The sequence below is a fragment of the Algorimicrobium echini genome, from assembly GCF_900115185.1.
Lineage (GTDB): Bacteria > Bacteroidota > Bacteroidia > Flavobacteriales > Flavobacteriaceae > Algorimicrobium > Algorimicrobium echini.
Window position 1 is genome coordinate 140,979 of record NZ_FOVN01000006.1, and the last position, 20,211, is coordinate 161,189.

22 protein-coding genes are annotated in these 20,211 nt (G+C 36.3%); 18 read left to right on the top strand and 4 right to left on the bottom strand.

Annotation, left to right across the window (positions count from 1 at the left end; genetic code table 11):
• Positions 1-12: 12 nt before the first annotated feature.
• The 16 genes from paaA to BM239_RS13220 all read left to right on the top strand — a co-directional run bounded on the left by paaA (position 13) and on the right by BM239_RS13220 (position 16,095).
• Positions 13-969 (top strand): 1,2-phenylacetyl-CoA epoxidase subunit PaaA, encoded by a 957-nt coding sequence (gene paaA / locus BM239_RS13145; protein ID WP_092209386.1) that lies wholly within the window; start codon positions 13-15, stop codon positions 967-969.
• Between the two features lie 58 nt (positions 970-1,027).
• The gene (paaB, locus tag BM239_RS13150; protein WP_092209388.1) at positions 1,028-1,318 is read left to right on the top strand and encodes a 1,2-phenylacetyl-CoA epoxidase subunit PaaB; all 291 of its coding nucleotides are present in this window, start codon (positions 1,028-1,030) and stop codon (positions 1,316-1,318) included.
• A gap of 135 nt (positions 1,319-1,453) precedes the next feature.
• On the top strand, positions 1,454-2,206 hold the full coding sequence (gene paaC / locus BM239_RS13155; RefSeq protein ID WP_092209484.1) for a 1,2-phenylacetyl-CoA epoxidase subunit PaaC: 753 nt from the start codon (positions 1,454-1,456) through the stop codon (positions 2,204-2,206).
• Positions 2,207-2,288: 82 nt separating this feature from the next.
• The gene (gene paaD / locus BM239_RS13160) at positions 2,289-2,789 is read left to right on the top strand and encodes a 1,2-phenylacetyl-CoA epoxidase subunit PaaD (protein WP_092209390.1); all 501 of its coding nucleotides are present in this window, start codon (positions 2,289-2,291) and stop codon (positions 2,787-2,789) included.
• Between the two features lie 80 nt (positions 2,790-2,869).
• The gene (locus BM239_RS13165; RefSeq protein ID WP_092209392.1) at positions 2,870-3,655 is read left to right on the top strand and encodes an enoyl-CoA hydratase-related protein; all 786 of its coding nucleotides are present in this window, start codon (positions 2,870-2,872) and stop codon (positions 3,653-3,655) included.
• Positions 3,656-3,704: 49 nt separating this feature from the next.
• A complete protein-coding gene (locus BM239_RS13170) occupies positions 3,705-4,874 on the top strand; it encodes a 3-hydroxyacyl-CoA dehydrogenase NAD-binding domain-containing protein (protein ID WP_092209394.1) in 1,170 nt (389 codons plus the stop codon).
• Positions 4,875-4,988: 114 nt separating this feature from the next.
• On the top strand, positions 4,989-5,369 hold the full coding sequence (locus BM239_RS13175; RefSeq protein WP_092209396.1) for a four helix bundle protein: 381 nt from the start codon (positions 4,989-4,991) through the stop codon (positions 5,367-5,369).
• Between the two features lie 20 nt (positions 5,370-5,389).
• Positions 5,390-5,800, top strand: coding sequence for a PaaI family thioesterase (locus tag BM239_RS13180; RefSeq protein WP_092209398.1), 411 nt, complete (start codon positions 5,390-5,392; stop codon positions 5,798-5,800).
• 51 nt (positions 5,801-5,851) lie between these two features.
• Positions 5,852-6,712 carry a KPN_02809 family neutral zinc metallopeptidase gene (gene ypfJ / locus BM239_RS13185; protein WP_092209400.1) on the top strand — a complete coding sequence of 287 codons (861 nt, stop codon included), beginning with the start codon at positions 5,852-5,854 and terminating at the stop codon, positions 6,710-6,712.
• Between the two features lie 13 nt (positions 6,713-6,725).
• Positions 6,726-7,940: an acetyl-CoA C-acyltransferase gene (locus tag BM239_RS13190; RefSeq protein WP_092209402.1), complete on the top strand. Its 1,215-nt coding sequence runs from the start codon at positions 6,726-6,728 to the stop codon at positions 7,938-7,940.
• A 219-nt stretch (positions 7,941-8,159) separates the two neighbouring features.
• Positions 8,160-10,661 carry a phenylacetic acid degradation bifunctional protein PaaZ gene (paaZ, locus tag BM239_RS13195; RefSeq protein WP_092209404.1) on the top strand — a complete coding sequence of 834 codons (2,502 nt, stop codon included), beginning with the start codon at positions 8,160-8,162 and terminating at the stop codon, positions 10,659-10,661.
• A 94-nt stretch (positions 10,662-10,755) separates the two neighbouring features.
• A complete protein-coding gene (locus BM239_RS13200) occupies positions 10,756-11,505 on the top strand; it encodes an enoyl-CoA hydratase/isomerase family protein (protein WP_092209406.1) in 750 nt (249 codons plus the stop codon).
• 29 nt (positions 11,506-11,534) lie between these two features.
• Positions 11,535-12,131, top strand: a complete 597-nt coding sequence (locus BM239_RS13205; RefSeq protein WP_092209408.1) for an acyltransferase — start codon at positions 11,535-11,537, stop codon at positions 12,129-12,131.
• A 120-nt stretch (positions 12,132-12,251) separates the two neighbouring features.
• Entirely contained in the window at positions 12,252-13,547 is a 1,296-nt protein-coding gene (locus BM239_RS13210; RefSeq protein ID WP_092209410.1) for a dihydrolipoamide acetyltransferase family protein, read from the top strand.
• Between the two features lie 151 nt (positions 13,548-13,698).
• Positions 13,699-15,783: an alpha-ketoacid dehydrogenase subunit alpha/beta gene (locus tag BM239_RS13215; RefSeq protein ID WP_092209412.1), complete on the top strand. Its 2,085-nt coding sequence runs from the start codon at positions 13,699-13,701 to the stop codon at positions 15,781-15,783.
• A gap of 78 nt (positions 15,784-15,861) precedes the next feature.
• A complete protein-coding gene (locus BM239_RS13220) occupies positions 15,862-16,095 on the top strand; it encodes a hypothetical protein (RefSeq protein WP_317042741.1) in 234 nt (77 codons plus the stop codon).
• A gap of 108 nt (positions 16,096-16,203) precedes the next feature.
• Here BM239_RS13220 and BM239_RS13225 read toward each other — a convergent pair whose 3' ends face one another.
• Complete coding sequence (locus tag BM239_RS13225; RefSeq protein ID WP_007646460.1) at positions 16,204-16,395, bottom strand: cold-shock protein; 192 nt, start codon at positions 16,393-16,395, stop codon at positions 16,204-16,206.
• 181 nt (positions 16,396-16,576) lie between these two features.
• Here BM239_RS13225 and BM239_RS13230 point away from each other — a divergent pair, with 181 nt between their 5' ends.
• Positions 16,577-16,927: a hypothetical protein gene (locus tag BM239_RS13230; RefSeq protein WP_092209416.1), complete on the top strand. Its 351-nt coding sequence runs from the start codon at positions 16,577-16,579 to the stop codon at positions 16,925-16,927.
• A 58-nt stretch (positions 16,928-16,985) separates the two neighbouring features.
• Here the strand turns inward: BM239_RS13230 and BM239_RS13235 are convergent, their stop codons facing one another.
• The 3 genes from BM239_RS13235 to BM239_RS15450 all read right to left on the bottom strand — a co-directional run bounded on the left by BM239_RS13235 (position 16,986) and on the right by BM239_RS15450 (position 19,840).
• Positions 16,986-17,534, bottom strand: coding sequence for a DUF4136 domain-containing protein (locus tag BM239_RS13235; RefSeq protein WP_092209418.1), 549 nt, complete (start codon positions 17,532-17,534; stop codon positions 16,986-16,988).
• A gap of 17 nt (positions 17,535-17,551) precedes the next feature.
• Entirely contained in the window at positions 17,552-19,546 is a 1,995-nt protein-coding gene (locus BM239_RS13240) for a urocanate hydratase (RefSeq protein ID WP_092209420.1), read from the bottom strand.
• 132 nt (positions 19,547-19,678) lie between these two features.
• Positions 19,679-19,840, bottom strand: a complete 162-nt coding sequence (locus tag BM239_RS15450) for a C1orf53 family protein (protein ID WP_177209044.1) — start codon at positions 19,838-19,840, stop codon at positions 19,679-19,681.
• A 47-nt stretch (positions 19,841-19,887) separates the two neighbouring features.
• Between BM239_RS15450 and BM239_RS13245 the strand changes: the two genes are divergently transcribed.
• The gene (locus tag BM239_RS13245; protein ID WP_092209422.1) at positions 19,888-20,211 is read left to right on the top strand and encodes a hypothetical protein; all 324 of its coding nucleotides are present in this window, start codon (positions 19,888-19,890) and stop codon (positions 20,209-20,211) included.

Here is a 20,211-nt window from a genome sequence, read left to right on the forward strand (position 1 = left end):
AAACAAAATGCTATGAGTGAAGAACAAGTAAAAAATCTAGAAAAACAATTTGAAGCACGAATTGCGCGTGACGAAAAAATTGAGCCTAAAGATTGGATGCCAGAAAAATACAGGCAAACCCATATTAGACAAATGTCTCAACATGCACATTCTGAAATTGTTGGTATGTTGCCTGAAGGGAATTGGATTACCAGAGCCCCTTCTTTAAGACGCAAAGTAGCCTTGTTGGCTAAAGTACAGGATGAAGCTGGTCACGGGTTGTATTTGTATTCAGCCTGCGAAACATTAGGGGTTTCTCGTGATGAATTATACGAACAATTGCATTCCGGAAAAGCCAAATACTCATCCATATTTAACTACCCAACAGTTACTTGGGCTGATATGGGAGCTATTGGATGGTTGGTAGATGGTGCAGCCATAATTAATCAAGTGCCACTATGTAGCACGTCTTTCGGGCCTTATGCACGTGCAATGGTTCGTGTTTGTAAAGAAGAAAGTTTTCATCAACGTCAAGGTTATGAAATCATGATAAAACTAGCAAATGGAACACCAGAACAAAAAGAAATGGCTCAAGACGCTCTCAATCGCTGGTGGTGGCCAAGTCTAATGATGTTAGGGCCAACTGATGCTGAATCCATTCATACCGAACAATCCATGAAATGGAAATTAAAAAGAAAATCGAATGATGATTTACGCCAGCAGTTCATAGATCAAACCGTTCCACAAGCTGATTTAATTGGACTTACTATTCCAGACCCTGATTTAAAGTGGAATGAAGAACGAGGAAGTTATGATTTTGGCGAAATTGATTGGGATGAATTTTGGCAAGTTGTTAAAGGTCATGGCCCAATGAATAAGGAGCGCATGAAAGCACGAGTTGGTGCTTGGGAACGTGGTGAATGGGTACGCGATGCGGCCATGGCATATTCTGAAAAGCAACAAGAACGTAAAGAAAAACAAGCAATTTAGTAATTTATGATTGATAAGTTCTGATTTCAGAATCAACAATCAACAATAAATAATAATTATGTCTGATAAAAAAAACTGGCCACTTTGGGAAGTCTTCGTAAGAAGTAAAAATGGTTTAGAACATCGTCATTTTGGAAGTCTTCATGCAGCAGATGCTGAAATGGCTCTTGAAAACGCACGGGATGTCTATACAAGACGCAATGAAGGTGTGAGCATATGGGTGGTAGAATCAAATAATATTACAGCCTCAAATCCAGAGCACAATGGCGAATTATTTGAACCAGCACAAGATAAGGTTTATCGCCATCCCACTTTTTATGAGTTACCAGACGAAGTGAAATACATGTAACATTCGTGTAATACAGGAAATCGAAGATTCCGTAAAGCTAATCTCATTAAGTTTTTATGAATTGTTCTCTTGATGTTTCAGATTTTTAAAATATCAAGAAAACAAAAAAAATATCCACTTACGTGGACAGTAAAAATGAAACAACACCTATACAACTACATACTAGGCATTGCCGATAACTCCTTAATTCTTGGGCAAAGAATGGGAGCATTAACAGGCCATGGTCCTAGTTTAGAAACCGATATCGCTTGTACCAATATCTCTTTAGATTTATTCGGGCAGGTACGCAGCTATTACCAATATGCAGCAAAATTAGCTGACGATAAGCGCACTGAAGATGATATTGCCATGCTACGTCAAGAACGTGAATACCTGAATGTGCTCTTAGTAGAGCAACCAGATACAGATTTCGCATATACGATGGCGCGCCAATTTTTATTTGATGTGTATCACTATTTGTTTTTAACAGAATTGCAAAAAAGCACCGATTTAACGTTATCAGCTATTGCCAAGAAATCAATTAAAGAAGTGAGTTACCACCAACGTTTTTCATCCGATTGGATTAAACGTCTTGGTGATGGTACCGAAGAAAGTCACAAGCGAATGCAAACGGCTATCCGAGATTTATGGACCTATACAGATGAGTTATTTCATCAAACCGAAGCTGATAAAGCCATGGTTTCTGAAGGAATTGGAGTAGACGTAACCAAATTAAAGGATGCATATTACAAAAAAGTATCTGATATATTAGAAGAATCTACGCTAGAGGTTCCGGAATCTAAATATTTTCAAAAAGGAGGAAAACAAGGAATCCACACCGAACACATGGGTTATATTTTAGCTGAATTGCAATATATGCAGCGTGCATATCCCAATATGGAGTGGTAACAAATTCTTTTTGAAAAAGGAATCTTATTGAATAAACAGAATGTTATTCAGAGCAAAGCAAAGAATTTCATTTTAATAAAATATGACAACAACAGAACAACATATCGATCCAAAACTGATAGCGATTCTTGAAAAAGTCTCCGATCCAGAAATACCAGTATTGTCCATCATGGATATGGGCGTAGTTCGCAAGGCGATTATAGAAAACGATAGTGTTAAAGTTCAAATTACACCAACCTATAGTGGTTGTCCTGCAATGGATGTCATTGGTGATGATATCAAAACAGCCTTAAAATTGGCAGGGTATGAATCGGAAGTCGAACTAATTTTAGCGCCAGCATGGACAACGGACTGGATTACACCAAAAGGTAGAAAAGCACTGGAAGATTATGGTATTGCTGCGCCTTTAGGTGAAGAAGCAGATAAAGCTGTTTTGTTACATGGGAAACGCTTGGTAACATGTCCGCAATGTGGTTCTGTAAATACACGAATGGTCAGTCAGTTTGGTTCAACCGCATGCAAAGCACAATTTCAATGTGACGATTGTCAAGAACCATTTGACTATTTTAAATGTCTAAAATAAATATCATTCAGAGCGAAACGAACAATTTAAAAAGGAGATAGTGTAATCGTTTTGTTAATAAATGAAAATAAATACAAGGTATGAGCAACAATTCAATTCTACTAAAAATTGAAAACAATATAGCAACTATAACACTCAACAGGCCAGAGGTGTTTAATAGCTTTAATCGTGAAATGGCATTGCTACTTCAAAAAACTTTGGACGACTGCGAAAAAAATGATGATGTTCGTGCTATGGTTTTAACGGGAAATGGAAAAGCTTTTTGTGCAGGTCAGGACTTAAAAGAAGTTACAAGCCCAGAGTTAAATCCTGGATTTAAAAAAATCCTAGAAGAACATTATAACCCCATAATTACTCGAATTAGAAACATTGAAAAACCAATCATAGGCGCCGTAAATGGTGTGGCAGCGGGAGCAGGCGCTAATATTGCATTAGCTTGTGATGTGGTTGTTGCTCACGAAAAAGTGAGTTTTATTCAAGCGTTTAGTTTAATAGGGTTAATTCCCGATAGCGCTGGAACTTTCTTTTTACCACGACTTATTGGATTTCAGAAAGCATCTGCTTTGGCTATGTTAGGCGACAAAGTATCTGCTGAAGAAGCTGAAAGTCTTGGAATGATTTATAAAGTATTGCCATTAGAAACCTTTGAAGAAGATGTTGATAAGCTAGCTTTAAAAATGGCAAATATGCCAACCAAAGCATTAGGGTTAATTAAGAAAAGTTTAAACCAATCGTTGACTAATAGCTTAGATGAACAATTAGCATTGGAGTCTAAATACCAAATAGAAGCAGCAAGTACAGAAGATTATGCAGAAGGTGTTTCTGCTTTTATGGAAAAGAGAAGCCCAAATTTTAATGGAAAATAATTGTCATTCAGAACAAAGCGAAGAATATCACCAATAGAAAATATATAACATGAATATAGGCGTAATAGGAAGCGGTACAATGGGAAGCGGTATTGCTCAAGTAGCAGCTACTTCAGGTTGTCAAGTTAAATTATACGATACCAATCAAGCAGCTTTAAATAAAGCCGAATTAGCTTTAGAAAAAATACTATCGCGATTAATTGAGAAAGGGCGTATAGATTCCGAAGAAAAAAGCAGAATCCAATCCAATATTTCTTACGTTAATAATCTAAAGGATTTAGCAGATTCCAACTTAACCATTGAAGCAATTATTGAAAATATCGACATTAAGAAAAAAGTGTTTTCAGAATTGGAAAGCTATGTGTCTAATGATTGTATTATTGCATCTAATACCTCTAGTTTATCCATAGCATCCATAGCATCTGCATTAAAAAACCCAAAGCGTTGTGTTGGAATTCATTTTTTTAACCCAGCACCTTTAATGAAATTGGTTGAGGTTATTCCTGCCATTCAAACATCTTATGAAACGTTAGAAAAATCTATAGATACCATTTCCAAATGGAATAAAACCGTAGCGGTTGCTAAAGACACGCCGGGATTTATTGTTAATCGTGTAGCACGACCATTTTATGGTGAAGCATTGCGGATTTACGAAGAAGGGATTGCAGACTTTGCAGCCATCGATTCCGCCATGAAGGATATAGGAGGTTTCCGAATGGGACCATTTGAACTTATGGATTTTATAGGAAATGATGTTAATTATACGGTAACCGAAACCGTATTTACAGCCTTTTATTTCGATCCAAGGTATAAACCCTCATTCACCCAAAAACGGTTTGCAGAAGCAGGATATTTAGGAAGAAAATCAGGTATTGGTTATTATGAATATGATAAAAGAGGGAAGATTGTACTTGAAGATGATTCGAATATTAATATAGAAAACGAAGCATCTCAAAAAATATTCAATAGAATCCTTGTTATGTTGATCAATGAAGCAGCCGATGCCTTGTTTTTAAATATTGCATCCGCAAAAGATATAGATAATGCCATGACTAAAGGCGTTAATTATCCAAAAGGTTTACTGGCTTGGGCAGATGAAAAAGGAATAAATTGGTGTGTAGATCAAATGGATGCATTATACAATGAGTATCATGAAGATCGTTACCGCTGCAGTCCGCTTTTACGTAAAATGAACCTTCAAGGTTTGAGTTTTTTTTAAAATAAGTTTGAGGAGAATTTTATGGTGAGAGGTGAGACTTTGAGAAAAGAAAATAAGAATTAATTATAGAGGCATTAGGCATTAGGCATTAGGTAATAAGTATTAAGCATGAGTATGAATAGTGATTATAATTTTAAATTTGAAGATCTGCAGGTTTATCAAAAGGCAATGGATTTTGGTGAAGTGGTAGATACTATAGTTAAAAGTTTTCCTAATCATGAATTGTATGCGCTATCATCACAGTTTAGAAGAGCTGCAGATTCCATAGCCTTGAATTTAGCAGAGGGTTATCCTGGTTCTGATGCACAATTTGTAAAACATATAAATTATGCTATTTATAGTGCTAATGAATGTATAAGCTGCAGTACAAAAGCAAAAAGAAGATTATATATTACCTTTAATCAAGATGAAGAAAATAGAAAATTGATTTCAGAAATGACCAAGATGATGTCATCTTTAAGAAATAAAATTTTAGAAAGAAAGCAATCTAACTAATACCTAATACTTATTACCTAATGTCCATAACCGGAGCTCAAATACCTCATAAAATGTTAAACCAAGATGCCTACAGTACTTGGCTAGGTATTCAGATTCTTGAATGTGAAATTGGACGCTGTAAAGTGGGTATGACTATTAGAAAAGATATGCTTAACAGTATGGATAAAGCACATGGTGGAATCAGTTATTCTTTAGCAGACACGGCGTTTGGTTTTGCAGCTAATACACATGGGAAATATGCCGTGTCAATTGAAACGAGTATTAATCATATTGAAGCTTTAAACGAAGGAGATTATATTGTGGCAGAATCCGTTATAGAGAGTGTTAAAAACAAACTAGGCTTTAATATAATTGAAGTCAAACGAGGTGACGAATTAGTCGCACTTTTTAAAGGTGTCGTCTATCGGACTGGTAAAGATTGGGAATAATTGAATAAAGAATATTTTAATAGGAGAATTAACTAATTTAAGTGTCTAAATATGAAATGGCAAGGTAGAAGACAAAGTGATAACGTTGAAGATCGCAGAGGTATGGGCTCCAAAGGTAAGCTTGTAGCTGGAGGCGGTATTGTAGCTGTTGTAGTAATTCTTTTACAACTTTTTGGAGGGGAAACCGGACAGCAAATAGCACCTGTTTTAGAGCAAATTAATCAAGGTGGTTCAACACAACAAGTGGAACAAAGAGCATTGACTGCTCAAGAAAAAGAAGTCGGAAGTTTTGTTGCTACCGTTTTAGCAGATACGGAAGATGTTTGGAATAAAATTTTCAGAGAGAATAATCTCGGTAATTATCAAGAACCAACAATGGTATTATTTACAGATGCCGTAACTAGCGGTTGTGGAAATGCCAGTTCGGCATCTGGACCTTTTTATTGCCCAGCTGATCAAAAACTTTATATGGATCTCGTATTTTTTGATGAGTTAAAGACACGTTTTGGAGCCAAAGGAGGCGATTTTGCTACTGCCTACGTTACCGCTCACGAAATAGGACACCATATCCAAACCATACTCGGAACCTCAAAAAAGGTAAGACAGTTACAACAACAAACAAATCAAACAGAAGGTAATAAATTATCTGTTGCTCAAGAATTACAAGCTGATTTTTATGCAGGAGTTTGGGCACATCATAATAAAAAGTATTTAGAAGAAGGTGATATTGAAGAAGCGTTAAGCGCAGCCAATGCCGTTGGTGATGACGCCATTCAACGAAGAGTCCGAGGCAGTGTTACACCCGATTCCTTTACACATGGCACATCAGAACAACGCATGTTTTGGTTTATGAAAGGATTTAAAACAGGCGACATCAAACAAGGCGATACCTTTTCCGTAATTTTAAATTAGAAAGAAAATCAACATGAAACAAGCATATATAATAGACGGCATCAGAACGCCAATAGGAAGTTACCAAGGAACACTATCAGCCGTAAGAACAGACGATTTAGCGGCTAAAGTCATTGAAGAACTCGTAAAACGAAATCCAAATATTCCAAAGGATGCCTATGAAGATGTTATTCTAGGTTGTGCCAATCAAGCAGGCGAGGACAATCGTAATGTAGCTAGAATGGCATCACTTTTAGCTGGTTTGCCAGTTACAGTTCCTGGAGAAACGGTTAACAGATTATGTAGCTCTGGATTATCGGCAATTATTCATGCCAATAGAGCTATTAAAGCTGGTGATGGCGATTTATTTATTTCGGGAGGTGTTGAAAATATGACACGCGGACCCTACGTTATTGCTAAACCATCTAAAGGATTTGGAACCGATGCTAAAATGTATGATTCCAGTTTTGGCTGGCGATTTATAAACCCTAAAATGCAAAAAATGTTTGGGACAGATGGTATGGGACAAACGGCTGAAAACCTCGTAGAAAAATATAATATTTCTCGCGAAGATCAAGATAAGTTTGCTTATTGGAGTCAAATGAAAGCAGCAAAAGCGCAAGAAAACGGCCGTCTAGCAAAAGAAATTGTAACTGTAGAAATCCCACAACGCAAAAAAGACCCCATTCAATTTTCAAAAGATGAATTTGTAAAACCAAATACATCTATGGACGTTTTAGGAAAATTGCGTGGTGCTTTCAAAACTGAAGGTGGAAGCGTTACCGCAGGAAATTCATCAGGACTAAACGATGGAGCTGCAGCAACAATTATTGCATCCGAAGATGCAGTTAAAAAATACAATTTAAAACCACTAGCACGCATTGTGAGTTCCGCTGTAGTTGGAGTAGAGCCAAGAATTATGGGAATCGGACCCGTTGAAGCCTCTAATAAAGCACTGGCAAAAGCTGGATTAACCATGGCAGATATGGATGTTATAGAGCTCAACGAAGCCTTTGCAGCACAAGCTTTAGCATGTACACGTGCTTGGGGATTAGCTGATAACGATCCGCGAATAAACCCAAATGGAGGTTCCATTGCCATTGGTCATCCTCTTGGTGTTACTGGAACCCGAATAGCATATTCAGCAGCTTTAGAGTTGCTAGAACAGAATAAAAAATATGCATTAATAACAATGTGTATTGGTGTCGGACAAGGCTATGCTGCGGTTATTGAGAATGTTACTATGTAGAGCCTCTTGAGCGTTTACCTGTTGGCAGACAGAGTAGCTAAAGTTAGGACTTTCGGCAGGCGCTCTTTTTTAGGGCTCCAAGAGTGCCTCAATTGCTATTACAGAAGCAGTTGGTTAAATAAAGTACAATTACGTTTTGCAACTCCTTTTCAATCGGAAATGTTGCAAAAGATATTAAACAGATTTCCGTTTATAAGGAAACGATAAAATAATTTATCGATGAAAAAAATAGAACATTACGTCCAAGGACATTGGACAACAGGAAAAGAAGAAGGAACACCAGTTTACGACGCTATAACAGGTGATGCATTCTCTAGCATTGCTATAGAAGGTTTAGATATTCCTGAAATTTTAAATTACGGTAGAACCAAGGGTGGTGAAGTACTTCGTAAAATGACATTCCAAGAACGTGGAAATATGCTTAAAAAATTGGCTTTCTACCTAACAAAAAGAAAAGAGGCCTTTTACGAATTAAGTTACCGAACAGGTGCAACACGTGTGGATAGTTGGATTGATATTGAAGGTGGATTTGGTAATTTATTTGCTAACGCGTCACTAAGAAAACTATTTCCTAATCAATCCTACCATGTGGAAGGTGATGCTATCGATTTATCTCGAGGTGGTCGTTTTATGGCACATCATATTATGGTGCCAAAAAAAGGTGTTGCGGTACATATAAACGCTTTTAATTTTCCAGTTTGGGGCATGCTAGAGAAATGTGCTGTTAACTGGATGGCCGGAGTACCTGCAGTGGTTTTACCTGCACCTTCATCTTCTTATTTAGCGGAAGCTGTTGCTAAAGAAATTATTGCATCAGGAATTTTGCCTGAAGGCGCATTGCAAATTATAAACGGAACTGTTAAGAGTATTTTAGATACCGTTGAATCTCAAGATGTCGTTACATTTACAGGTTCGGCAGCAACAGGTCGATTACTAAAAGCACATCCACAATTAATTAACGAATCTGTGCCATTTACTATGGAGGCCGATTCATTAAATGCGTCAGTTTTAGGAGAAGATGCTAAACCAGGCACACCAGAATTCGATTTGTTTATAAAAGAAGTCCGAAATGAAATGACCGTTAAATGTGGTCAAAAATGTACGGCTATCCGTCGTATCATCGTGCCTCAAAATTTAGTTGAAGATGTTCAAATAGCTTTAGGCAAAGCATTGGACAAAGTCACCATTGGAGATCCAAGATTGAAAGAAGTAAGAATGGGCTCTTTGGTGAGTAAACAACAAGTTCAAGCTGTAAGAGATTCGGTGAATGATTTGGCAAAAGAAGCACAAATTGTTTATGGAAATTTAGATACAATTGAAACCATTGGAGCCGATGCAAAAAAAGGTGCTTTTATAAGTCCTATTTTATTAAGAGCCGATCATCCATTCCAAAATAATATTATTCATGAGCGTGAAGCTTTTGGCCCTGTGAGTACTATTATGCCCTATAATAATTTAGAAGAAGCTATTACTTTAGCTCAAATGGGTAAAGGTTCATTAGTTTCGTCTATTGCAACTAATGATGACAAAATTGCAAAAGAGTATGTTGTGAATGCAGCAAGTCATCATGGAAGAATCCTGGTTATTAATCGGGATATGGCTAAACAAAGTACAGGTCATGGCTCGCCATTGCCATATTTGGTACATGGAGGTCCTGGTCGAGCTGGAGGTGGTGAAGAAATGGGAGGCGTTCGTGGAATTAAACACTATTTGCAGCGTACAGCCATTCAGGGTTCACCTACAACCTTAACAGAAATTACTGGAATCTATCAGCAGAATGCCGAATACAAAGAAGCGGATCAACACCCATTTAAATATCATTGGGAAGATATTCAGCCAGGTATGTCCCTTAAAACACACAACCGAACCTTTACCGATACGGATATAATTAATTTCGCTAATCTAACGTGGGATCATTTTTATGCGCATACAGACATTACCTCATTAGATGGTAGTATTTTTGAAAAGAGAACAGCTCATGGCTATTTCATTATTTCAGCAGCAGCAGGATTATTTGTCTACCCAAATAAAGGGCCTGTAGCAGCTAATTACGGATTGGAAGAATGTCGTTTTCTTCGTCCATTATATCACAACGATACGGTTTATGTACGATTAACTTGTAAGCAAAAAGTGGATCGTGATGTTGCTTCAGCAGAACACCCAAGTGGTATCGTGAAATGGTATGTTGAGGTATTTGATGCGCTAACCGATGAAAAGGTTGCCTTTGCAACCGTTTTAACTATGGTTGAGAAAAAACAGCAAACGTTTATTGAAATGACTTCAGAAAAAATTGATGCGTGTCTTAATAAACTATCAGCAGATACAAAGCCCAAATGGGGTGTTATGACACCACAACACATGCTGGAGCATTTGGAGTTTACCTATAAAATTGCAGCTGGTGAGATTCAAGATTTTAATGTGGCAACCCCAGAAAAAATTCTTGAAAAAGTTCACAATAGCCTCTATAATTATGAAAAATTTCCAAAAGGGACCAATTTTCCTTTATTAGAGAAAGATACATTAGAGCCTTTAAAACATCCGGATTTGGAAACAGCTATTGAAAAATTCAAGGAACAACGCGAAAAATATTTAGAATTTTTTAAAGACAATCCAGAAGCTAAATTAAAGAATTTAGTATTTGGTGAGTTGAATAAATATGAATCTTATTTATTAGAACGGAAACATCTGAATCATCATTTTGAGCAATTCGGATTAATTTAAATTATTAAGTAAAGCTGTCTAATCAGGTTGAAGCTAGGTTTCTCCAAAGGGAGTACATCGTTCTTCTAACTAGAATAGACAAAAAATATAAACAATGGAACCATACGTAAAACAAACCATAGAAAACGCAGTAGCCTACATAGAGTTTTTTCATCCAGCTCACAACTCTTTACCAGGCGATGTTTTGGCTGAATTAGCCCAAACAATAACAGAGGCTGGAAATAACAACAAGATAAAAGTAATTGTCCTTAAAAGTGGTGGCGATAGAACGTTTTGTGCAGGCGCAAGTTTTAATGAACTCATTACTATTAATGATGAAGCAACAGGAAAAGTATTCTTTTCAGGTTTTGCCAATGTTATTAATGCCATGCGTAAATGCCCGAAATTTATTATTGGTCGTATTCAAGGTAAAACAGTAGGAGGAGGTGTTGGATTAGCTGCATCAACGGATTATTGTATGGCAACAAAATTCGCAGCTATTAAGTTAAGCGAATTAAATATTGGTATCGGACCATTTGTTGTCGGGCCAGCCATAGAGCGCAAAATGGGATTAAGTGCCATGTCGCAAATTGCTATCGATGCGAATACTTTTTATTCAGCAGAATGGGCACAACAAAAAGGTTTATTTACACAAGTTTACGAGAGTACGGAAGCTTTAGATGAAGCTGTAAAAGCTACAGCTGAACATTTATGCACTTACAATCCAGCGGCTATGGTAGAAATGAAAAAAGTTTTCTGGAGCGGAACTGATAATTGGGATGGCCTTTTGGCAGAACGCGCTGCAACAAGTGGGCGTTTAGTATTAAGTGAATTTACAAAGGAGAAATTAAAAGGATTTAAATAACAAATGTTTGCACAGGCAAGAATAGGAATATGATTTACAAATTCAAAGGTTATACACCAGTCGTTCACGAGTCTAGTTTTGTGCATCCATTGGCTGCTGTAACTGGAAACGTTATTATTGGAAAAAACTGTTACATAGGTCCAGGGGCTGCCATTCGAGGTGATTGGGGACAAATTATTTTGGAAGATGGTGTAAATGTTCAAGAAAACTGTACCGTACATATGTTTCCAGGTAAATCCATTACCCTAAAGGAAAGTGCTCATGTGGGTCATGGAGCTATAATACATGGAGCTAATTTGGGTAAAAATTGCCTTATAGGAATGAATACCGTCATCATGGACGATGCCGAAATAGGAGATGAAAGTATTGTAGGAGCCATGGCATTTGTAAAAGCTGAAACTAAAATTCCGATGCGAAGTTTAGTGGTTGGAAATCCGGCAAAAGTAATTAAAACCGTCTCGGATGATATGATTGCTTGGAAAACAAAAGGTACTCAATTATATCAACAATTACCGGCCGACTGTCATGAAAGTTTAGAAGAAGTGGAACCATTAAGAGTTATTCCGAAGAACATGAAAATTCAAGAAGATGTATATAAAACACTTCGTGACTTTATGAAGAATTAATTGGGCGTTACCACAAGGGTCGCGCTTTCACTGCTCGCTTCGCAACAAAAAGGTCGCGAGAGCTCAAACAAACCGTTCAATCGCTAACGCAGGTTGAATAGATTAAAATTAGAACAAATAATGTCCAAATTTGATTTAAAAATGCCCAAAATGGGCGAAAGCATAACAGAAGGGACTATCATAAACTGGTTAGTAAACGTTGGTGATAGCTTTGAAGAAGGCGATATTATTCTTGAAGTGGCTACTGATAAAGTAGATAACGAAGTCCCAGCACCAGCTTCAGGGACTTTGGTAGAAACGCTGTTTCAAGCTAAAGAAGTTGTTCCTGTAGGAGCGGTTATTGCTGTTTTAGAAATTTCAGAAGAAAAAAATGTAAAACCAAAAAAACAGTCAGTCAATCAGAGTGCTGGTCAAGAATCTCAAAAGCAGGAAAAAGTTAATAAACCAAAACCATCGATTTCCCTGTCAACAACATTTTCAAATACCAATTCAAATACATTCTTTTCGCCTTTAGTAATTAAAATAGCGAAAGACCACCACATTAGTTTTGAAGAGTTAGCTAGAATTCCAGCAACTGGACATGAAGGCAGATTGCGAAAAAGTGATGTGTTTCGTTATCTAGAAGATGGACGACCGTATCAATTTTCGCAACCTGTAACTCAAGATCCTACTGCTTATAGAATCCCGCAATTAACGTTCGATAAAGGTAAGGGGAAAGTTATTGAAATGGACAGGATGCGTCAAATGATAGCAGATCATATGGTGTATTCAAAACATACTGCACCACACGTAACTGCTTACGTTGAAGCCGATATGACAAATATGGTTGCCTGGCGAAATGCAAATAAAAAAGCCTTCCAAGAAAAATATGGTGAACGCTTAACATTTACACCCTTATTTGTAGAAGCTGTGGCTAAAGCTGTTAAGGATTTTCCAAATATCAACGCTTCTGTTGATGGTAATAATATTATCGTTAAAGAAGATATAAATATCGGAATGGCAACGGCTTTGCCGAGTGGAAATTTAATTGTTCCTGTTGTGAAAAATGCGGATTCTAAAGATTTAAAAACTATTGCTGAAAACGTTAATGCGCTAGCTAATAAAGCGCGAGAAAATAAATTAGGTGGTGATGATATTAAGGGTAGCACGTTTACAATTTCTAACGTAGGAACTTTTGGTAGTGTTATGGGAACGCCTATTATTAATCAACCAGAAGTTGCTATTTTAGCATTAGGAATTATTAAAAAACGTGCCGAAGTAATAGAAACAGAAAAAGGTGATGAAATTGCTATTCGTAGCATGATGTATTTGTCTTTATCATTTGACCATCGCGTGGTAGATGGCTTTTTAGGTGGTAGCTTTGTACGTCGTGTTGCTGATTATTTTGAGCAGTTTGATGTAAATAGACAAATATAATAACAAAAAGAAAGGTCTTACATGTTTTGAACAATATAGTGGACTGTAATAATATTTCGCGTTAGGGATTGAAGCGAGATTCTTTTTTGTTTTTGCAAAAAAGATATAGTGAAATACCCGACCCCTTCGGGTAACGCCAAAAAAAAAGAATATGAGTATATTAGACAAAAGCATATTAAGAAAAGCATTTTTAAACATCTGCACAGCCAAAACTATGGCTGAATTATATGAGGCTAATTTCAAGCAAGTATCTAAATATGTACATGCAACTTCCAGAGGTCATGAAGCAATTCAAACGGCATTAGGTATGCAGTTATTACCGCAAGATTATGCATTTCCATATTACAGAGATGATGCAATGTTGCTTTCATTCGGGTTAAAGCCGTACGATTTAATGTTGCAATTATTAGCTAAAAAGGAAGATCCATTTTCTGGAGGCCGAACTTATTATTCACATCCTAGTTTGAAGGATGCTGATAAACCTAAAATTCCCCATCAATCTTCGGCAACAGGAATGCAAGCCATTCCTGCAACAGGTGCAGCTATGGGAATGCAGTATCTGGAACAACAAGGTATAGCAAATTCAAATGTCATTCAGAGCACGATCCAAGAAACTCAAAAAAAACCAATAACTGTTTGTTCATTAGGTGATGCTTCTGTTACCGAGGGTGAAATTGCAGAAGCTTTTCAGATGGCAGCATTAAAACAGATGCCTATTTTATACTTGGTACAAGATAATGGATGGGATATTTCTGCAAATGCAGCAGAAACACGAGCGCAAAATGCTTATGAATACGCTAAAGGTTTTCATGGATTAGAGGCTATTACGATTGATGGAGCCAATTTTACTGAAAGTTATGAAGCCTTGGAAACCGTTATCAAAACTATACGAAAAGAGCGTCGGCCATTTTTGGTTCATGCAAGAGTACCGTTATTAAATCATCATACATCTGGTGTTAGAATGGAGTGGTATCGTGATGATTTAGAAGAGGCAAAATCACGTGATCCGTACCCAGTAATAATACAGCAAATGTTGGCGGCTGGTTTTACTAAAGATGACATTAAAACGATGGAAGGTACTGTTAAAGAAACTGTGCAATCTGATTTTCAGAAAGCACTTTTAGCAGAAGATCCAAAGCCTGAAGATTTATTTACAAACGATTTTGTTCCAACTCCTATTACTGAAGAAAAAGGGGAGCGTACCCCTAAAGGAGCTGATAAAGTGGTTATGGTAGATTGTGCCTTGTTTGCTGTAGAAGAGCTTATGAAAAAGCATAAAGCATGTTTACTTTACGGACAAGATGTTGGAGGTAGGCTTGGAGGTGTTTTTAGAGAAGCTGCTACACTAGCACAGAAGTTTGGAGATGATCGTGTGTTTAATACACCAATCCAAGAGGCTTTTATTGTTGGGTCTACAGTAGGAATGAGTGCAGTAGGTTTAAAACCGATTGTTGAGGTGCAGTTTGCAGATTATATTTGGCCAGGTTTAAATCAGTTATTTACAGAAGTTAGTAGAAGTTGCTATTTGAGTAATGGTAAATGGCCAGTTAGTATGATTCTTCGTGTGCCCATTGGTGCTTATGGTAGTGGAGGCCCTTATCATTCATCCTCTGTGGAAAGTGTCATAACTAATATTCGCGGTATTAAAATAGCCTATCCCAGTAATGGAGCCGATTTAAAGGGCCTGATGAAAGCGGCCTATTATGATCCAAATCCTGTGGTGATTTTAGAGCATAAAGGTTTGTATTGGTCTAAAGTACCAGGAACGCAAGGCGCAACATCCGTAGAACCAGCAGAAGATTACGTATTACCTTTTGGTAAAGCGTGGGTATTACAGGAAATTTGGAAACAGGAAAATATGGAAACGGTAACCATTGTTGCGTATGGAATGGGAGTACATTGGGCAATGAATGCTTCGGAAGTTCTTGGAATGCAAGATCAAATTGAAGTGATTGATTTACGAACTTTATTTCCTTTAGATGAGGAAACGATTATGAAATCAGTTAAAAAAACTGGAAAGTGTTTGGTTGTAACTGAAGAACCAAGTAATAATAGTTTTGCAAGAGCCTTGTCTGGAAAAATTCAAGAGGAATGTTTTAAATTTTTAGATGCACCAGTGATGACCATTGGTAGCGAAAATATGCCAGCTATTCCGTTAAATTCTACTTTAGAAGAAACCATGATACCTTCAACAGAGAAAGTAAAGATTAAGATAAATGAGTTATTAAATTATTGATTTGCGTTAAATTACACGCTACTTCATAAGTATTTTTGGATAACACTAAAATATAATATTATGAAAAAAGTAATTTTTATGTCATTTATGGCTTTATTTATGGCTGTTGGATTGACATCATGTAGAGAAGAAAAATCTCAAAAGGAGGAGTTAATTGAAGAAATGCAAGATAAAGACGCAGATATTGAGGTTAAAGAACGCGCAAATGACACCAAGATAAAAATGGAAACTGAAGACAAAAAGGTGAAAATTAAAGAAGGTGATGATGGAGATACAAAGATAAAAGTAAAGGAAGACGATAATGAATCGTAATTCAATTTTTATAGAAAAGTCCAATAGTGCAAACCATTGGACTTTTATTAAATAAAAAGAGCCTATCATTTTTGATAGGCTCTTTTGTAAAGTTTTAAAAGTATATAATTAGATAACTTTTACGTTAATCGCGTTTAATCCTTTTTTACCTTCTGTTAAATCGAATTCAACTTGGTCGCCTTCTCTTACTTCGTCGATTAAGCCAGAAATGTGCACGAAATGCTCTTTATTGTTTCCTTCTTCTGTGATGAATCCAAAACCTTTAGAGTCATTAAAAAATTTTACTGTACCAGTACTCATAATAATAATTTATTTAATTAAGTGGCAAAGGTAGCTTAATAAATTGGTTTCCAAAGGTTTTTTGTTAAATTGTTTAAAATTATTTTTTGACTTTTTCAATTTAATAATGCTTTCATAAAATATATTGATATATTTTGTATATTGAACCCTGATTAATCATGAATTTTAACTTTAACTTATTATGAAAAAATACATTTCACTTTTTAGTTTCATGGCACTGTTTTTTGTTGGTGTCCAATTTTCTGTAGCGCAGTCATCTGAAAGACAACAAAGCCCTGAAGCGATTGCTAAAGAAAAAACTTATAAATTACATGAGCTTGTTACTCTAACAGGTGATCAGCAAGGCCAAATATTTAGAGTTTTGGTTGATGCCGAGCAAAATATGAGTGAATTGAAAAAGAAAGATATCTCTGATAAATTTAGACAGGAAGGCGTTAAAACAATTAACTTAAGAGTGGAAGAAGGTTTTAAGAAAATTTTATCGCCAAGTCAGTATAAAATGTATGAAACTTCTTTAGAAGTCAAGAAATAATTTACATCCAAAAAAAAAAGCGACAACCTTGTCGCTTTTTTTTTTTGTTTTTATTTGATTATTTTTTAGTTGATCCTGGTGGATATACCTCCATAATTTTTGTTACAAACTCTTTAATGCGTTCTTCTTTTTGCTCCATATTGGATTCATTTAAATAGCCAACACCTTGACCTTGCCAAACAAGTTCTTTCTTTCTGGCATCAATTAAATCAATGTATAATGAACCTTCTGTAGAAGTTGAAATATTGTTGTAGTTGCCATAATAGTAAGGATTCCATCCCCATCCGGCACCGTAACCGCCATAGTAATTATTGTAAATATCTATTTTTTCCCGAGATGAAGCTATGATGCTAACCAGTAAATCAGGGTTTTCAGACTTAGTAAACCCTTTAGCAATGAGTTCATTTTCAATAGCTCGGAGAATGCGGCGTTTATCCAGATCATTTATTTCAGCTTTATCAATTCCGGGTTTGTAAAAGGCAAATGTTTTGTACGTGTCAAAATTAACTTGTTTGTCATAATCTGCAACCACTTGTACAGAACTGCAAGATGTCATAGTAGCCATGATTATTATGGCTAAAACAGATGTTAGGATTGTTTTTTTCATTTTTGTGAGATTTTAGGTTAAAATGAGTCTAATAGTTTATCATCAACCAAATTGGGTAATGTTACCTTTAAATTTGGTTCGGCTTTCATAGCACGTTTTATTGCAAACATGGCTTCGTCATTTCTAGCCCAACTTCTTCTGGATATACCATTATTTACATCCCAAAAAAGCATTGATTTTAAACGTCTTTCAGCATCTATACTGCCATCAAGAACCATACCAAAGCCTCCATTAATAACTTCTCCCCAGCCAACGCCACCACCATTATGAATACTTACCCAAGTTGCACCTCGGAAGCTATCACCTATTACATTATGAATGGCCATATCAGCAGTGTAGCGAGAACCGTCGTAAATATTACTTGTTTCTCGATAGGGCGAATCGGTTCCAGATACGTCATGGTGATCGCGACCAAGAATTACGTAGCCTATTTCGCCTCGAGAAATGGCGTCATTGAAAGCTTGCGCAATTTTCATTCTACCTTCAGCATCAGCATAAAGTATTCTAGCTTGTGAGCCTACAACCAATTTATTTTCTTGAGCACCTTTTATCCATTGGATGTTATCGGCCATTTGTTGTTGAATTTCTTGTGGAGAGTTTTCTTTAATATGCTCTAATACTTGACAGGCAATAGCATCTGTTTTTGCTAAATCTTCAGCCTTTCCAGATGCACAAACCCAGCGAAATGGCCCGAAGCCATAATCAAAACACATTGGCCCCATAATATCCTGAACGTAACTTGGGTATTTAAATTCACGTCCATGCGAAGGGTTTTCAGCCATGACTTGAGCTCCTGCTCGGGATGCTTCTAATAAAAAAGCATTCCCATAATCAAAGAAATAGGTGCCTTTTGACGTGTGCTTATTAATAGCTTTTGCATGACGTCGTAATGTTTCTTGAACTTTTTCTTTAAACAATTTTGGATTCTTAGCCATTAAATTATTTGCTTCTTCAAAGCTCATGTCTACTGGGTAGTAACCGCCAGCCCATGGGTTGTGTAACGATGTTTGATCGCTACCCAAATCAATTTTAATGTTCTCTTCATCTAATTTTTCCCAAACATCTACTACGTTTCCTAAATAAGCAATGGAAATAGTTTCTTTCTGTTGTTTTGCTTGTTGTATTCTAGAAACTAATTGGTCTAAATCGGTAATTTTTTCATCAATCCAACCCTGATCTAAACGTACATGTGTTATTTTTGGGTTAACTTCTGCACAAACAGTAATGCAACCGGCTATGTTACCAGCTTTAGGCTGTGCGCCACTCATTCCTCCTAAACCAGAAGTTACAAATAAATGTCCTTTTGGGGATTTTTTTATTTTTCTAAAACCATTTAAAACTGTAATCGTTGTACCATGGACTATACCTTGGGGTCCAATATACATATAACTTCCAGCTGTCATTTGTCCGTATTGTGTTACACCAAGTGCATTGTATTTTTCCCAATCATCTGGTTTAGAGTAGTTGGGAATCATCATGCCATTAGTTACTACCACTCGTGGTGCGTCTTTATGCGATGGAAATAAACCCATAGGGTGTCCAGAGTACATGACGAGTGTCTGTTCTTCTGTCATTTCCGCAAGGTATTTCATTGTTAATAAATATTGTGCCCAATTAGAAAAAACGCCTCCATTCCCTCCGTAGGTTATAAGTTCGTGAGGATGTTGAGCTACAGCATAATCTAAATTGTTCTGAATCATGAGCATAATAGCGGCAGCTTGCTTGGTTTTTGCTGGATACTCTTCAATTGGTCTTGCGTACATTTTGTAGTCTGGACGCAGTCGGTACATATATATCCTACCGTATGTTTCTAATTCGTCTATAAATTCGGGGAGCAATGTTTTGTGATGGTGAGAATCAAAATAGCGTAATGCATTTCGTAAAGCCAATTTTTTTTCTTCGTTCGTTAAAATTGCTTTTCGTTTTGGTGCATGATTAATATCTGAATTGAATTCTTTTGGTGTAGGTAATGTATTTGGGATGCCTTGTAATATTTGTTCTTGGAAAGTCATGTATTGTTTTTTTGTGATAATCTAAATTAATTTAAAGGTTCTAGATTGTCGCTAAGGATATCGGATATCAATCCGATGATGGGTGTTGGCAATTTTAATTCTATATGTCATTAAAAGTAAATCCATATAGTATTACTTTTGAGTATGTTTTTTAGTGTTAAAGCCATATGGACAATGTCTGCAGCCACTTTCACAGCAGTATCCTCGTTTTAAATGATATTGTTCTGTAAAGCATCTATAACCTTCAGGTGTCCAGTAAAAATCGCCTTCTTCAATTGGGATAATCTTCTTCATGTTACAAATATAATGTAAATTGGACTGATTTTTGAATGTTAGTTCTTATGATTGTTGTTTCAAAAGACATTGTGCCAAAACACTATTTAGCTATAACTATTTGGCCATTTATTTTTGTTAAAAAGCAAGCCTTTAAAAAGGATGTTATTCTGCTTAACCACGAACGAATTCATTATAAACAGCAAATAGAATTGTTAGTCATTCCGTTTTTTATTTTGTATTTGCTAGAGTTTATTTATGGTATAATTAAATTCAAATCTAGTCGTCAAGCCTATAGACAAATCTCTTTTGAGCGAGAGGCTTATACAAATGAAAACAACCTTAATTATTTAAAATCAAGGCTGTTTTGGAATTTTAAAAACTATTATTAG

What these genes read in the sequence shown, in the direction of transcription:
- BM239_RS13170 (WP_092209394.1), top strand. Translation starts at nt 3,705, where the DNA reads ATGAATATAGGCGTAATAGGAAGCGGTACAATGGGAAGCGGTATTGCT.
- BM239_RS13210 (WP_092209410.1), top strand. Translation starts at nt 12,252, where the DNA reads ATGTCCAAATTTGATTTAAAAATGCCCAAAATGGGCGAAAGCATAACA.
- BM239_RS13180 (WP_092209398.1), top strand. Translation starts at nt 5,390, where the DNA reads ATGTCCATAACCGGAGCTCAAATACCTCATAAAATGTTAAACCAAGAT.
- paaB (WP_092209388.1), top strand. Translation starts at nt 1,028, where the DNA reads ATGTCTGATAAAAAAAACTGGCCACTTTGGGAAGTCTTCGTAAGAAGT.
- BM239_RS13225 (WP_007646460.1), bottom strand. Translation starts at nt 16,395, where the DNA reads ATGAGTACTGGTACAGTAAAATTTTTTAATGACTCTAAAGGTTTTGGA.
- paaA (WP_092209386.1), top strand. Translation starts at nt 13, where the DNA reads ATGAGTGAAGAACAAGTAAAAAATCTAGAAAAACAATTTGAAGCACGA.
- paaD (WP_092209390.1), top strand. Translation starts at nt 2,289, where the DNA reads ATGACAACAACAGAACAACATATCGATCCAAAACTGATAGCGATTCTT.
- paaZ (WP_092209404.1), top strand. Translation starts at nt 8,160, where the DNA reads ATGAAAAAAATAGAACATTACGTCCAAGGACATTGGACAACAGGAAAA.
- paaC (WP_092209484.1), top strand. Translation starts at nt 1,454, where the DNA reads ATGAAACAACACCTATACAACTACATACTAGGCATTGCCGATAACTCC.
- BM239_RS13190 (WP_092209402.1), top strand. Translation starts at nt 6,726, where the DNA reads ATGAAACAAGCATATATAATAGACGGCATCAGAACGCCAATAGGAAGT.
- BM239_RS13245 (WP_092209422.1), top strand. Translation starts at nt 19,888, where the DNA reads ATGATTGTTGTTTCAAAAGACATTGTGCCAAAACACTATTTAGCTATA.
- BM239_RS13235 (WP_092209418.1), bottom strand. Translation starts at nt 17,534, where the DNA reads ATGAAAAAAACAATCCTAACATCTGTTTTAGCCATAATAATCATGGCT.
- BM239_RS13220 (WP_317042741.1), top strand. Translation starts at nt 15,862, where the DNA reads ATGTCATTTATGGCTTTATTTATGGCTGTTGGATTGACATCATGTAGA.
- BM239_RS13165 (WP_092209392.1), top strand. Translation starts at nt 2,870, where the DNA reads ATGAGCAACAATTCAATTCTACTAAAAATTGAAAACAATATAGCAACT.
- BM239_RS13240 (WP_092209420.1), bottom strand. Translation starts at nt 19,546, where the DNA reads ATGACTTTCCAAGAACAAATATTACAAGGCATCCCAAATACATTACCT.
- BM239_RS15450 (WP_177209044.1), bottom strand. Translation starts at nt 19,840, where the DNA reads ATGAAGAAGATTATCCCAATTGAAGAAGGCGATTTTTACTGGACACCT.
- BM239_RS13205 (WP_092209408.1), top strand. Translation starts at nt 11,535, where the DNA reads ATGATTTACAAATTCAAAGGTTATACACCAGTCGTTCACGAGTCTAGT.
- BM239_RS13215 (WP_092209412.1), top strand. Translation starts at nt 13,699, where the DNA reads ATGAGTATATTAGACAAAAGCATATTAAGAAAAGCATTTTTAAACATC.
- BM239_RS13230 (WP_092209416.1), top strand. Translation starts at nt 16,577, where the DNA reads ATGAAAAAATACATTTCACTTTTTAGTTTCATGGCACTGTTTTTTGTT.
- BM239_RS13200 (WP_092209406.1), top strand. Translation starts at nt 10,756, where the DNA reads ATGGAACCATACGTAAAACAAACCATAGAAAACGCAGTAGCCTACATA.
- BM239_RS13175 (WP_092209396.1), top strand. Translation starts at nt 4,989, where the DNA reads ATGAATAGTGATTATAATTTTAAATTTGAAGATCTGCAGGTTTATCAA.
- ypfJ (WP_092209400.1), top strand. Translation starts at nt 5,852, where the DNA reads ATGAAATGGCAAGGTAGAAGACAAAGTGATAACGTTGAAGATCGCAGA.